The 14,538-nt window shown below is 42.1% G+C and carries 12 protein-coding genes and 1 pseudogene; 2 read left to right on the top strand and 11 right to left on the bottom strand.

Going from position 1 to position 14,538, the window contains the following annotated elements:
• Positions 1 to 19: 19 nt before the first annotated feature.
• The 3 genes from NYE35_RS07385 to NYE35_RS07375 form a co-directional block, all read right to left on the bottom strand.
• Complete coding sequence (locus tag NYE35_RS07385; RefSeq protein WP_051490876.1) at positions 20 to 1,633, bottom strand: ABC transporter substrate-binding protein; 1,614 nt, start codon at positions 1,631 to 1,633, stop codon at positions 20 to 22.
• 61 nt (positions 1,634 to 1,694) lie between these two features.
• A complete protein-coding gene (locus NYE35_RS07380) occupies positions 1,695 to 2,576 on the bottom strand; it encodes a carbohydrate ABC transporter permease (protein ID WP_036675818.1) in 882 nt (293 codons plus the stop codon).
• 17 nt (positions 2,577 to 2,593) lie between these two features.
• The gene (locus NYE35_RS07375) at positions 2,594 to 3,514 is read right to left on the bottom strand and encodes an ABC transporter permease (protein WP_076297833.1); all 921 of its coding nucleotides are present in this window, start codon (positions 3,512 to 3,514) and stop codon (positions 2,594 to 2,596) included.
• Positions 3,515 to 3,979: 465 nt separating this feature from the next.
• On the opposite strand from NYE35_RS07375, the gene NYE35_RS07370 reads away from it, so the two are divergent.
• Positions 3,980 to 5,017 (top strand): LacI family DNA-binding transcriptional regulator, encoded by a 1,038-nt coding sequence (locus NYE35_RS07370; protein ID WP_076098905.1) that lies wholly within the window; start codon positions 3,980 to 3,982, stop codon positions 5,015 to 5,017.
• A gap of 104 nt (positions 5,018 to 5,121) precedes the next feature.
• On the opposite strand, the gene NYE35_RS07365 is transcribed toward NYE35_RS07370, so the two are convergent.
• The 6 genes from NYE35_RS07365 to NYE35_RS07340 form a co-directional block, all read right to left on the bottom strand.
• Entirely contained in the window at positions 5,122 to 5,928 is an 807-nt protein-coding gene (locus tag NYE35_RS07365; RefSeq protein ID WP_341120545.1) for an AAA family ATPase, read from the bottom strand.
• Between the two features lie 323 nt (positions 5,929 to 6,251).
• On the bottom strand, positions 6,252 to 7,649 hold the full coding sequence (locus tag NYE35_RS07360; RefSeq protein ID WP_341120543.1) for an MATE family efflux transporter: 1,398 nt from the start codon (positions 7,647 to 7,649) through the stop codon (positions 6,252 to 6,254).
• Between the two features lie 281 nt (positions 7,650 to 7,930).
• Entirely contained in the window at positions 7,931 to 8,800 is an 870-nt protein-coding gene (locus tag NYE35_RS07355) for a carbohydrate ABC transporter permease (RefSeq protein ID WP_036675824.1), read from the bottom strand.
• Positions 8,797 to 9,720, bottom strand: coding sequence for a carbohydrate ABC transporter permease (locus tag NYE35_RS07350; RefSeq protein WP_076224199.1), 924 nt, complete (start codon positions 9,718 to 9,720; stop codon positions 8,797 to 8,799). Before NYE35_RS07350 ends, NYE35_RS07355 begins: the two co-directional genes overlap by 4 nt.
• Before the next feature lie 76 nt (positions 9,721 to 9,796).
• Positions 9,797 to 11,200 carry an ABC transporter substrate-binding protein gene (locus NYE35_RS07345; RefSeq protein ID WP_076178997.1) on the bottom strand — a complete coding sequence of 468 codons (1,404 nt, stop codon included), beginning with the start codon at positions 11,198 to 11,200 and terminating at the stop codon, positions 9,797 to 9,799.
• Positions 11,201 to 11,767: 567 nt separating this feature from the next.
• A complete protein-coding gene (locus NYE35_RS07340; protein ID WP_036675829.1) occupies positions 11,768 to 12,817 on the bottom strand; it encodes an NAD(P)-dependent alcohol dehydrogenase in 1,050 nt (349 codons plus the stop codon).
• Between the two features lie 120 nt (positions 12,818 to 12,937).
• Between NYE35_RS07340 and NYE35_RS07335 the strand changes: the two genes are divergently transcribed.
• Positions 12,938 to 13,354 carry a MerR family transcriptional regulator gene (locus tag NYE35_RS07335; protein ID WP_036675831.1) on the top strand — a complete coding sequence of 139 codons (417 nt, stop codon included), beginning with the start codon at positions 12,938 to 12,940 and terminating at the stop codon, positions 13,352 to 13,354.
• Between the two features lie 55 nt (positions 13,355 to 13,409).
• On the opposite strand, the gene NYE35_RS07330 is transcribed toward NYE35_RS07335, so the two are convergent.
• Together NYE35_RS07330 and NYE35_RS07325 are read right to left on the bottom strand one after the other, a co-directional pair.
• Positions 13,410 to 14,069 carry a YczE/YyaS/YitT family protein gene (locus NYE35_RS07330; RefSeq protein ID WP_235219370.1) on the bottom strand — a complete coding sequence of 220 codons (660 nt, stop codon included), beginning with the start codon at positions 14,067 to 14,069 and terminating at the stop codon, positions 13,410 to 13,412.
• A 134-nt stretch (positions 14,070 to 14,203) separates the two neighbouring features.
• Positions 14,204 to 14,467 (bottom strand): annotated as a pseudogene (locus tag NYE35_RS07325) (sigma factor); the annotation flags it as partial.
• Positions 14,468 to 14,538 lie beyond the last annotated feature (71 nt).

The following is a 14,538-nucleotide window of genomic DNA, read 5'->3' as shown; positions in this document are numbered from 1 at the left end:
GTATATTATTTATAGTTTATTATTTGCTTGCTCTGTCATAGCCACCTTGTTTAATTTCAAGCCATTCTTGCAAGCCCAGACGGTCCAATTCTTTCAGGTATTCATCCCACTGCGCTTCTACTTTACCGTTTTGGTACCATTCAGTACGCATTCTAAGCACGTAGGCAAAAAGATCCGTCTCAATTGTCGTTAGGCGATCAAGCTCTTGAATGGAGTGGAATACACTCGGCATTACGTTTTCTGCTTTCATTTTTGGCGCCATGATGTTCTTGATAATATCCATTCTGCCTTTAGCATCATCCGGCATGGTTGTGAATTTGCCATAATAGGAATCAAGGATAGCTAATGGTCCACCGACACTTGTTTTCTCACGTAGTTCTACAGGAGCTGCACCCTCCAGCGGCAAATGCTTCAGCATTTCTTTTTCTTTATCAAATTCGAAGATATTTTGCTGTTTATCGTCTCCATACGTTCCCCAGTTGTTCTGTACAGATTGAATCGGATCGTAGAGTTGATCAACCCATTTCGCTGTCGTTTCTAAGTTCTTATTGGCGCTAGTAACAACCATCTTACCTCTGCCCAAACCAAGCGCGTTCGTTCTTGTTACGTTAACTTCACCATCTGGTCCAGCAAGCGGAGGCATAACCTCGTAAGTGTCATTTGCTCCAGTGATGTTGGCTTTATCCCATGAGAAGTAAAGTCCGTATCTCTGATCCTTTCCTTTTGCAAGGTAAGTACTCCAGTCCTGTGTATAGGCTTCAATATCAATGAGTCCTTCTTTATACAGCTCGTTAATAAAAGAAACGGCTTCTTTGTAGTCATCTTGTGACGCCGTAAATATTACCTTTCCATCATTGCTCACAACCGCATGGTCAGGGTTCTCACCCAATCCGAACGAAGCAAATAGGAAAACCAGATCTTCTGCTCCAGGCTTGTTAATAAAGGACAGAGGAATTTCGTCAGCCTTACCGTTGCCATTTGGATCTTTTGTCTTGAATGCAATTAATACTTCTTTTAATTCTTCTGTTGTCGTAGGCATATCAAGGCCCAGCTTCTCAAGCCATTCCACATTGATCCAAGGCATACTGTCTACCGCCTGGATTCTTTCTTTGCCATTGCCCAGCTCTTCGATCCACGGAAAGGCATAAATATTACCGTCTGGTGCCGTAATCATACTCTTGTATTCCGGTGCTTCTTCCAGCACCTTTTTGAAGTTGGGCATATTGTTCTCGATGAGATCATTCAGCGGAATAATGGCACCGTCTTTAGCAAGCTTGAGCAGCTCATAGTCGCTATAGTCCGCATTAAAAATCGCATCAGGAAGATCACCGCTTGCCACAGCCAAGTTTCTTTTTTCAACAAATACGTCTTTCGTGAAATTCTTCCAATTAATATGAACATTCGTCTTTTCTTCAAGACGCTTATTAATCAGTTTTTCATTTGGATCAACTGGTGCAAGTGGAGAGCTTTGCGTAATAAAGTTCAAAGTTACTTTACCGCTGGCGTCCTGTTCTTTACTAGCCGCACTTCCCCCTCCTCCTCCGCCACCGCATGCAGTAAGGAACATAAACGAAGCAAGTACAGATGCAGAAGCTACTTTCGTTGATACTCTTGATTTCTTAATTCTTTTCATAGGGTATGACCTCCAAATTAGATATGAATGAATTAATCTTTATCTATGTGCAGCCTGTTTCCTACTTAAGGGAACCGACCATAACACCTTTTTCAAAGTACTTCTGGAAGAACGGATACATAACAATAAGTGGCAAACTGGAAACAACGATGGCAGCGTACTTGATGATTTCAGACAATCGTTTCATTTCCGCCATGGCGAGTTGATCGCTGATCATGCCCGGATCTACCTGATTCTGGATCAAGATGGAACGCAACACGAGCTGCAGTGGATGAAGATTAGGATTATCTAAATAGATCATCGCGTCAAAATAGGAATTCCATTGGCCCACAAAGGCATAAAGAGCGAGCACGAAAACAATCGGTTTGGAGAGCGGTAATACGACACTGAAGAAAATCCGCATCTCCGAAGCTCCGTCTACATTAGCGGCTTCCTTCATTTCATTCGGTACTCCTTTGAAGAAAGTTCTAGAGAGAATGATGTTCCATACATTAACTGCCCCTGGAATAATCACCGCCCAGACTGTATCAAGCAGACCAAGATTCTTAACGAGCAGATAGGTTGGTATAAGCCCACCCCCAAAGAACATGGTGATAATAAACAAGGTCATGAAGAATCCTTTTCCTTTGAGCCTGTCATCAGACAGTGCGTATCCTGCACAGATAGAGACGAGAACGGTAAGCATAGCAAATGAAACAGAGTATAAAACAGAGTTTCCAAAACCTCGGATCATGGCCGGATTAGAAAGAATTTTTATATACCCTTCTAATGACCAATCCGAAAGGTTGAATGATAATCCTTTACTGAGCAGAACTGATGGATCCATAAAAGATGCAATCACTACATAAATCAAAGGAAGTACAATGATAAGTACGGCCAGTGTCAGGAAGATCGCGTTAAGCACGACGATAAAGCGATCTAATCCGGAATGTTTAATGGGCATAGCTTGTTGCTCCTTTCTTAGTAAAGACCTTCGCCCTCATTCAGTTTCTTCACGGTAAAGTTAACGGTGATGAGCAGGACGATGTTGATGATAGAGTTAAACAATCCTACTGCGGCTGAATAGGCATAATCGCCCGACTGCAAACCAATTTTATAAACGTAAGTCGGAATGATTTCTGAGGTTGGCAAGTTCATCGCCGTTTGCATGAGATAGGCTTTTTCGAAGCCAATGGACATAATCCCACCAGCTGCAAGGATAAATACAATAGCCATAATTGGACGAATGGTTGGCAAATCGATATGGCGTATTCTTTGTAGAAGATTAGCGCCGTCAAGATTGGCTGCATTATGTAACTCAGGATCGACATTAGCAAGTGCTGCTACATAAATAATGGATGCCCAACCGGCTCCGGTCCAAATATCGGACAAAATGTAGATCGAACGGAAGTACTCCGGACGAGACATGAACATGATTGGTTCACCTGTAAGCCAGGTAAAAAACTGGTTAATCGGTCCCGTTGGGGACAAGAAGATAAACAACATCCCGACCACAACGACAACAGAAATAAAGTTAGGTGCATACAAGAACAACTGAATGTTCTTTTTGACGCCTGCACGGCGAATTTGATTTAACATCAACGCAAGCAGGATAGGAATTGGAAAACTCAGAATTAATCCGAAGAAACTTAATTTAAGCGTATTCATAAAGATAACTTCGAAGTTGGGGGATGACAGGAATTTCTCGAAGTTGTACAAGCCTACCCATTCACTCCCCATAATCCCTTTGATTGGGCTGAAATCTTTAAAGGCGATAATCGCACCATACATAGGACCGTATTTAAAAATCAGGGTCAGGATCACAGCTGGTGCGAGCAAAATATAAAGAAAGTAGTACTTCTTTAGATAGTCTAGTAAGGAGCTCTTATGTTTGTTCACCATTGTTCTGTGTTCAGCTTCTATTAGGTTTTGCAATGCCTTTACCTCCGTTCTTATCAATGTTTATATCTTGATGCAGTAAGGGCTTTCAATTGGCTTATGTCCTGCTGCTTTTACAATTTACCAAACACTTAATCGTTCGTCAATACATTTTGTAAAAATATTTATGTGCATATGACAAAGTATTATGTTCATAAATGATGCATATAATTTTACATAATTACAAATACAGCCAATTTAAATAGGATTATATACTTTAAAGTCAACATATTCTCATGAAAATGAAAAGAATAATACCTTTTTCGCACACTTATCCGCCGATAAAATGTAAACTAAATTGTGCATTTGTAAATATCATATTGCTATTTTGAGTAAACTAATATACATTAAAGAGAGTTGGAATAATGGCAAATAGTACACTATTTGTGGCGAAGGTTAAGAACAAGAATATAGAGGTGAATTACATAGATGGCCAGGGAAAAAGTAACCATACAAGACATCGCGGATGCTTTAGGAATCTCCAGAAATACAGCTTCCAAAGCCTTAAATGGAACGAATGGTATACCTGATGAAACTAGAAACAAGGTTATAAAGAAAGCGATAGAGTTAAAATATAAACAATTTGCTTTTATGGACACCGAGAGTGTTCAACCAAGAAACTCTGGAAATATCGCTTTATTAACAGAAAACTTACCTAACACTTCCCACTTTGGATCGAAACTGATCAGTGGCATGGAGAAACGAATCAGTGCAGAAGGATATAATTTATCCATGCACATTATAAGAGACATTGATCAGGAGTCCCTGTCTCTTCCAAATAATTTTGATGTCGCCAATGTAGACGGAATTATTTGTATTGAGTTGTTCAATTCGGAATATAGTAAGCTAATTACAAGTCTAGGCATTCCAACTATTTTCATCGACTGTTCTGCAGATATCTGCTACCCTGAATTCCAAGCAGATGTACTTCTCATGGAAAACGAACATAGCACATATCAACTTACAAAAAAGTTAATTGATGGCGGTTACACATCACTGGGGTTCATCGGGGACTATAATCACTGTAGGAGCTTTAATGAAAGATGGGTGGGCTTTAATCGCGCATTGATAGAATCTGGCATCCAGCTTGATCTCTCACAATGTATTCTCGATGACGATCGACTATTTTTTTCGAATCCGGAGTGGGCAGATACTAGGCTGAGTCAAATCAATGAGCTTCCTTCTGCTTTCGTGTGTGCTAACGATTATATTGCGGTTACCTTTATGAAGTCACTCAAAAACATGCTTTCCATTCCTAATGACATCGTCATTTGTGGTTTTGATAATGGTCCTGAATCAAACATTGTTGAACCCCATCTCACTACTGTTCATATTTATAGTAATCAGATGGGTGTCAAAGCAGCCGAAATGCTACTTTCCCGAATTCATGATCCGAAGCAACCCTATCAGGTTTCTCATATTTATACCAAACTCATCATAAGAGACTCTACACCTAATATCAGTTGATGAATTTAAAAAGAACCCAAGCGATTAAAAATTCCGTCGCTGGGGTTCTTTTTTTTCGTTGAATTGTTCCAATTACAATATCCTGTATATATAATCGCCCACAATTAGTTTATGGAAGGATTGTATTCTTCATAGGATAGAACAATATGCTCTCGTTTTAGCAGACAATGCTCTATGATCGCCTTACGTTTCGCTTTCAGGACAATTTGTTCAATATCAGCAAAACTGCAACCGGAAAGACGTTCGCATGCCTCCTCCATCAACCCAGCTTCACTTTCAAAGTCATTAATTAACAGTTCGATATATTGAAGCCTACTTGATTCATCCGGGTTAGCATAAATCATTTTTGTATCAAACCTTCTCCAAATAGCTCTATCCAGTTCATTTTCTAGGTTCGTTGCTGCTACAAAAATGCTATTGTCACCAAAATCATCGAGACATTGCAGCAGTGTATTCACCGCACGGGCCATTTCTTTAACCTCGTCATTACTCTCCCGTGTTCTTGCAATGGCATCAAACTCATCCAGGAAAAGAACACAAGGAGATGCTTTGGCATACTCAAATATTTTCCGGATATTACTTCCAGTCTCACCCAAATGGCTGTGAATAATTGCATCAAGTCTAACTAGGATAAGTGGAAGCTCCAGCATTTGCGCCATATAAAATGCCGTAAGTGTTTTCCCTGTGCCCGGTGGACCATACATTACCACTTTATTGGGAATGGGAACTCGATGTTCTTCAAATTTTCCCCTCATACCTAAGATCGTAATGAATTCTTCGACAATCTTTCGATTCATATCGGGTAGGACGAGATGTCTAACCTTTTTGGCACATTCTTTGGGTGTATAATAGGTACCCATATCAATCCCTTTTGCTCTGGGTAGACGTTGATTGTTGCTGCTTTTGTTCATTATTTATTAAAGCTCCTTTAAAATGGTTATTTTCAAGAAATCCAAAAGATCCTTTCTGAATCCAGTTCAACCTGCGCTAATTGCCGTTCGAAGTCCTCGTGAGGAACGATAGAGCCGGCTTGTGACCATTCATTATCCACAAATCAATTCATCTTCCACAGTGTATTTATTCGTAATTATTACGATTTAAAATATCATACTTTCTTTTTGTTTATAATGTCAACCAGTAGCACAAAAAAGAGCCTTTATAGTTCCAAGGCTCTTTTGGGGTATATCTATTAAATTGTCCATCCAGGCAAAGCAGAAGTTCCAGCATCTTACCTTCACATATTGTAAGTCCTGGCTAGCTTGGACTTAGCTCTGAGCCGGGTGAATTCCTTAGTTACCAGGATTACCGTCCACACTACAACCACAGAATCAATCACAAGCGAACCCCAATATACTCCGGAGACGCCTAACCATCTTGGCAAAACAAGCATCACTGGCACATAAAAAACAAGTTGTCTGGTGATGCCGATAACGGCCGCCGGCTTCCCTTTATTAATCGCAGGGAAAAAGGTCATGGCCATAAAAATGAGCGACAATAACGGCAGAACCGCCATGTTCAACCGGAAATATAACATTTCGCTGCTCTTAAAGATTTGATCCGGCAGCATTAGTCCCAGAATGGAAGCCGGAGAGATCATGGAAATTATCCAGAAAGGCAAAGTCAGCAGCATGGAGACGAGTGTGAATATTTTATAGGCTTTGATGGCGCGCTCATACTGTTCTGCTCCAAAATTAATGCCGATGACTGGCTGCAAGGCGCGCATTAATCCGAATATCGGCGTCAACAGGAAGGTGAATACACGGAAAACCACACCATAAAATGCAATATCTGCTGTAGTCCCGTATCTCGACAGTGCATTAAATACTACAACAGCCTGTACCAGATTCATAAAGTTCATAATGAAAGAGGACATTCCCAGTCCAACTATGGATTTGATTGTGGCAGCATCCCGATAGATTGCAAAGACATTCGTTCGGAATGAGGCAAATCCTTTGCCAAAATAAATCCATCCCAGCAAGGTGTAGACCAGCATCCCGATATTTGTAGCCCAGGCAGCACCCTCTACTCCAAAATCCAGCCAGGCTACCAGAATATAATTGGACAATACATCAACTGCCAGTCCAATGCCCATTACCACGGCTGCCGATTTCATTTTCCCTTCGGCACGCACAATCATGTTGGCAGCCAGTCCATAAATCCAGAAAAATGAACCGATCACCGTAATTCTATAATAGCTGTCTCCAAGAGCCAGAGTTTCCCCTTCTCCTCCCATAATTCGCACCAGCTGTGTGGAGAAAAATAAACCTAACACCATATAGACAAGCGTTACAAGGATGGACAGATAATTAACATTCCCCATCAAACGTTTCTGCATTTCTTTGTCCTGCCTGCCGAGGGCTAAACTTAAAGCAGAACCGGCACCCACCCCGATCAAGGAGCCCAGTCCCAAGCTGATCTGGGTTAAAGGATAAGCTACCGAAACCCCAGCCAGTGCTTCCTCTCCGACAAACCTTCCCACAAATACAGCGGCAATAACCGCATTTAAGCCATAGAGAACCATTGCGATGATAGCGGGCCATGATAACTGGACCATAATATTCCATAGATTACCGTTGAGAATAAAATGCGTCTGCTTGTCTTTGCTGTTGTTTATCTGTGTTACAGTGTTCATAATGTGGATTTTCTCTCCTTCTTTTGACTGAATATGCGAAGTCCTCGTTCAAAGATTTACGGGACTCCTTACATTAACAAGTCTATAAGACAGGATGGCTAGCAACTACCGCAAAAGGGATTGTTTCTATCTCATAAAGGATTTTATCTTTAAATTTATATTTTCACAGCACAAATAAAGGGCACCTTATACCGCCAGGCTCGGAACTTAAGCCTTAGCAGAAAGGTGCCCCCATTAACACTTCAGAGCAGATTACAGTGCGCTATCTTTAGCCATTGGAGCTAATTTTTCAGTCCTGTCAACGTGATTCCTTCTACGAAATATTTTTGACCAATCAGATAAAAAATGACGCCCGGCGCAAAGGACATACACGTAGCCGCCATCGTCAGCGACCAGTCCTGCTTTAGTTGGCCTCTAAAAGCGGTTAGTCCCAAGGCTATCGTGTACTTATCGCTTGAGTTTATGTAAATCATCTGTTGAAGTAGATCATTCCATAAACCGATAAAGATAAATAATGCCACAACGATCATTGCAGATTTAATGGCCGGCATAATAATGCTGAACAAAATGCGGTAATATCCAGCACCATCGATCGTTGCTGCTTGATCAAGCTCTCTCGGAATAGACATGATAAACTGCCTAATCAAAAAGATATTAAATGCGCCACCACCACAGAAATAAGGCAAAATCAACGGCAGATAGCTGTCATGGATTCCTAAGCCTCTCGTCCACCCAATATATAGTGGAATAAGAGTAACCATGGCAGGTAGAAGCATCGAACCGACACAAAGAGCCCAAATCAATTTTTTGCCCCGAAAACGCAGTCTTGCAAAGGCATAACCGCATAAGGTCGCTGTAAAGGTTCCTGCCAAACAAGCGGGTACAATAATAATCATGGTGTTCCATAAATATTTCCAAAACTTAAATATCTCTAGCGTTTCTGCATAGTTTGAAAACAACCAATTTCCTGGCAGCAGTGAAGGCGGATATTTGTATATCTCGGCATTCGACATGAGCGACGTGCGAAATATCCACCAGATTGGAAAGAGCACGAGTATAGTAAAAAAAATGACAACGACAAACGAGATCAGGTTCATCCATTGATTATTACGTTTTTTGCTCTTTAATCTTCCGTATGTGGCTACACTCATTTGTCATCGCCTCCTTCATTAAAGATCCATAGATTGGAGGTTTTGAATAATACACCAGTAAAGCCTGCAAGAATAACAAAAATAACGGCCGTTGTCGCACAAGCATACCCCAATTTATAATTTACAAAAGCTTGATCATACATCAGATAAGTTAAAAATCGTGAAGAATTACCCGGACCGCCATTCGTTAATGAAAGAGCCGGCGTAACAATTTGGAGATTGGCAATCAAGCTCATTAGCAAATTATAAAAGATAATGGGCGACATGCACGGTAAAGTGATATGCAAGAATCGTTTCCATCCATTCGCACCATCCATTTCAGCCGCTTCATGGTAGACGACCGGAACATTCTGCAGCCCAGCTAAGAAAATAACAATTAAGTTACCTGACAGCCAAACCGAGATCAAGGATAGAGATGGAATGACATAACTGGAATCCGCGATAAAAGAAACTTTGTTCAAACCAATCTCAGAGAGAATAAAGTTAAAAAATCCAAAATTAGCTTCGTATAACCAAGACCATCCTACATATATTGCGGCTGCCGGCAAAACGTACGGTACATAGAAAACAGCTCGGAAAAACCCTCTTGCCGGAATTTTACGATTCAGTAGCATCGCAATAAAAAGTGAATAAATCATACCTCCAACTACCGATAAGACGGCAAAGTAGACCGTAGCTATAATAGAATCTTTAATATAAGGATCAGTGGTAAATAGATTAATATAATTCTCGAAGCCAATAAATTTGGGGTCTGAAAGTCCCGTCCAATTCGTTAAGCTGATCCCGAGCACCCCAATAAGAGGTAAATACGTTAGAAAGATCAGCCCAATGAAGGCAGGGATCAATAATATATACGCGGCTCGTGCCTCACCTGCATGAATACGTGAACGACGTTTCGGAGATCTATTAATTATTTCCATCTCTATATCCCCACCTGAAGATCATAATATGGCCGCCGCGGGTGTGAGCTTGGCAGCGGCCATTCTTTTACGGACTTTACTTATTGCCTGAATGAGCTGCTTTCAACGCATCGAGATTCTTAGAAATAGCATCCTTAGCGGTCGTCTTTCCAGTCCATACATCCCCTAGAACCGACCCGAGTAAGGTGTTAAACTCCGTCGTATGATTCGTATAGAACCACGCTGCGGGCTTCACAGCAGGTGATTGCGCATAATCGACTACTGCAGATTTATATTCGTCATAAACAGGGAAGTTAGGATTTTCGACCCATTTACGGGTAAGGGTCTCATCCGTGTACCACTTCTCCAGTGTCGGCATCCAGATTCCCGAGCTAATGAGGCCCCAGTTATTTTCTTCTGAGTTGTACCATTTCAGCCATTCCATCGCTTCTTTTGGATGCTTAGTCTGGGAGAACACGACATTGGCGCCACCCGTGTTGAGGGTAACCTTATCCTTCATGTAAGGCAATACTGCAACGCCATAGTTCAGGCCTTCATTCTTAGCCGTATTGAGACTAGTTCCCACGTTCCACGCACCGTTAGTAGCCATGGCAACAGTTCCCGCGATAATGGTTCGTTGAATGCCATCATCAGTCTGTCCGACAGACAACGGAGCAACATGATCCTTCAAGTAAAGATCTGCAACCTTCTGAATTCCCTCTATACTGGCGTCTTCTCCAATTCTCACCTCAGTCCCATCACCCGAATAGAACCCCCCACCATTACCAAGCGCCCAGGTCTCAAGCTGCCATGGTAAGTTTTCAACGGATGCGCCAAACTGAACGATACTCTGCTCATTAAAGCCACTCTCATCAGGATGTTTACCATTTTTATCAAGGGTCAGCTTCTTTGCTGTTGTTACAAATTCCTCCCATGTCCACGCTTTATCCAGAGCGGCTGGGGGATAGGGTACATTGGCTTTGTCGAACATATCTTTGTTGTAATAGAGGAGTAAGATTTCATTGGCAGCCGCGTAGGCTACGGTTTTCCCTTGATATTTGTAGGCTAGGCTATCCAGTGGTTTGCTGTCGCTTCCTTCGTACATTGTATTTACATCATTCAGCATGCCTTGGGTAGACCACTGAACGACCCCATCTTCTCTGAGCATCCCTGTATCAGGTAATTGCTCTGCCGTAGCCATTGTATTCAGCTTGGTCATGTAGTTTTCCCAAGGAATTGCTTGTACTTCTACTTCAATTCTGTCTTGAGAAGCATTAAACTTATCCGCCACTCCCTGGGTTACATTTCCCTCTTCCGCACTTCCCCACATCGAATAGATAATTTTGACCTTCTCCTCAGGCTTGGAGGTGGCGTTCTCAGATGCTTTGGGTCCATCAGTTGCCTTGGTTGCTGTGTTTGTCTCATCTTTCGCGCAGCCAATGACACTTAATGCTAGTGCAGTTGAAAGAATACCTACCCCGAATGCTTTACCTACCTTCATTTCCCTCTCCCCCTTCATAATCACATAGATATGTCCAACCGTTTGACCCCCTAAGTTATTGAGTTAAACGTTTAGTACCAACTTTTTTTAATAATTCCAACCTTTGCTTGGAATCCGAAATTTCGGCCAGCCGATACGACTTTTAATATCGTAAATATTTTCAAAAAGTGGTATAGAGTCTTCATGAACTTGGGATGTTTTAATGAAGTAAGCGCTTTATTGTTATTGTGTCATGATTTTCTATTAGGGAAAATAGCATTTTTCAACCTGATTTTTAAAAATTCCAACCTTTAAAGAATCATCTTTTTCATAAAACAGCAGAATCAGCTGATCCAAAATATTCACTTGCAGTAACGACAATAAGCAGAGCCGCCCTCCTACCCCAATGGTAGAAGCACTGCTCTGCCTATTTAGCATTTATACACTACGCTGCTGTATGAAGCAACGCCGTTTTTCTATTCTCGAAACACAACTGCGTGAGATTTCCAGCTCCTTGCGATTTCCCGCTATGTTATCGAATTTCTTGAGGTTGTGGACACGAACCGATGTCAAGAAAGAGGACGTCTCTTATTCGTTCCCCATCGTGCTGATGTCGATGACAAACCGGTAACGGACATCTGAAGCAAGCACACGCTCCCAGGCTTCATCTATCCGGTCAGCAGAAATGACCTCGATTTCAGATGCAATATTATGTTCAGCGCAGAAATTAAGCATTTCCTGCGTTTCACGGATTCCGCCAATCATCGATCCGGCAAACGAACGGCGGTGGCCGATCAGCGAGAATACGTTAACTGCCAATGGATCAGCAGGCGCACCGACATTGACTAATGTACCATCCAGCGCTAGAAGTGAAAGATAGGCATCGATATCAATCTGTGCGCTTACTGTATTCACGATTAGATCGAATGAACCGGCAAGCTGCTTAAATGTCTCCGGATCGCTTGTGGCATAATAATGATCCGCTCCTAATTGCAATCCGTCTTCCTTCTTCTTCAGTGACTGTGATAACACAGTAACCTCAGCTCCCATAGCATGAGCAATCTTCACAGCCATGTGTCCAAGCCCGCCAAGACCCACTACAGCTACTTTTTTGCCGGGAGCGGCTCCCCAATGGCGCAGCGGTGAATAGGTGGTGATTCCTGCACACAAAAGCGGTGCAGCCGCGTCAAGCGGAATAGCGTCAGGAATCCGGACCACGAAGTCTTCTGTTACAACGATGTGCGTGGAATATCCGCCCTGTGTATAGTGACCGTGCCGGTCGATAGCTCCATAGGTGCCCGTATTTCCACTCAGGCAATACTGCTCCTCACCTTTCTGGCAATTACTGCACTCTCCACAGGAGTCAACCATACAACCTACCCCTACACGATCGCCAACTGTGTACTTTGTAACTTCGGAACCGACCTGGCTGACAATACCGGCGATCTCATGCCCTGGAACAAGTGGATACTTAACCGGTCCCCACTCCCCGCGGGCTGTATGAATATCCGAGTGGCAAATGCCCGCGTATTTAATCTCTATAAGAACATCGTGCGGCTGCAGATTCCGGCGTTCGATTGTAGTTAGCTTGAACGGGCCTTCCTGACTGAATGTAGCGCGTGCATTAACTTTTATCATAGTGAAACCTCTCTTCTAGTTAATATAAAAAACTGTAATGCCGACTTTACAAAACCTATGTTATTACTTAAAGTTAACTCTAAGTCAAGCACAAAATATAATTAAGACTGGAGATAGATGATGAAGACATACTCCATAAGTGAAGTTGCAGAATACTTTAATATGACATCACATACCCTGCGTTACTATGACAAGGAGGGGCTTTTGCCTTTTATAGAAAGAACCCCCAGCGGGAAACGCGTTTTCAAAGAAACGGATATGGACGCTTTAAAAGTAATTGAATGCCTGAAGTCATCCGGGATGCCGATTAAGGAAATAAAACATTTCATTGAGTGGTGCTCTGAGGGGGACTCCACCTTGCAGCAGAGATATGACATGTTCCTGGAGCGAAAAGCTTCCGTAGAAGCACAGATGGAAGAATTAAGAAAAACGATGGAAGTCATAGAACATAAATGCTTCTACTACAAGACCGCCTTGGATAGCGGCACGGAAGATGTTCATAAAAAAAATAATATTAAGAGTGCATTTACTCATTAGAAATGAACCTTCAAATTACAGTAAAGGCGGGGCAGATTGATCTGCCCCGCCTTTCTTAATTTGGACGCTTTTTTGCCAGCAGCTTCTCCGTAAAATTCACATCAAAAAAATGAATAATGGGTCCCAGACCAAGTGCGGACACTAGAGTTCCTAAGCCTATAACGCCTCCTGCCAGGAAGCAAATCAAAGCACAAAGCGCATCCGTAAACATCCGGTGCCAAAAATAAGATATTTTCGGGAAGTTATCCCTCATAATCAGGGACAGGCTGTCGTAAGGAGCTACTCCCACAGCCGATGTCTGATACAAGGATACCCCAAAACTGCATACCACCACGCCAATCGCTACGACGACCACCCTCTGCCATAACAGCTGAGGTTCGCCCAACAGAGATAGCCAAGTACTATGAAAGAACGTAGCGATATATCCCAAAAAGATTGCGTTTACAAAAGTCCCGGCTCCAATAAACCTTCGTCCGGTTATGAATTCGATTACAAACAATACCAGGTTCAGCAAGATCAGAAAATTTGCATATGTTATACCGACGCACTCTGCAAGTGCCATTACCATGCCGCTAAAGGGATCATTCCCCATGCCGGACAGCTTAAAAATACTGATTCCCATGCCCAGAAATACATTGCCGATAACCATAATAATCAATCGTTTTTTATCAACGTTATAAAGATAACCCTTCATATTGCCCATCCTATTTTTCATATTAAAATTGCACCTTGCAACAACCACGTCATTATATCATATATTCTATTGTTTGACGGTTATCTTTATTGATAGTATTCAATGATTTGGATAAGCAGATCGGTCAGCACTGAGCATTATTTTGAAGGGAACACTGCTTTTTCGATCTTCAGATCTACTTCTCTAATGACATCATCAGCCTCGGAGCCAAGGATATCTATAAGTGTAATTTCATTACCTTCTTTGTCCGTCCCAATTGGATCATGTAGGGATACGTCTTTACGTGTTTTCTTGAGCGAACGCAGGTGCATCAGGATTTCGTTTTCAATACAACGAGCAGCAAATGTGGCTAACCTTGTTCCTTTGTTTGGACGATAGCACTCAATAGATTTAATCAGGCCGATTGTGCCAATGGAGATCCACGCCCCAACAGTTGTCCAGTTCGAAGCCAAGTCTTTTTATTATCACAGAAAATGAAAATAAGCCCAGC

Origin of the sequence: Paenibacillus sp. FSL L8-0494 (assembly GCF_038003695.1) — a bacterium.
Lineage (GTDB): Bacteria > Bacillota > Bacilli > Paenibacillales > Paenibacillaceae > Paenibacillus_AQ > Paenibacillus_AQ odorifer.
Note: the sequence above shows the minus strand (reverse complement) of the source record. Positions and strands in the feature narration are given on the sequence as shown.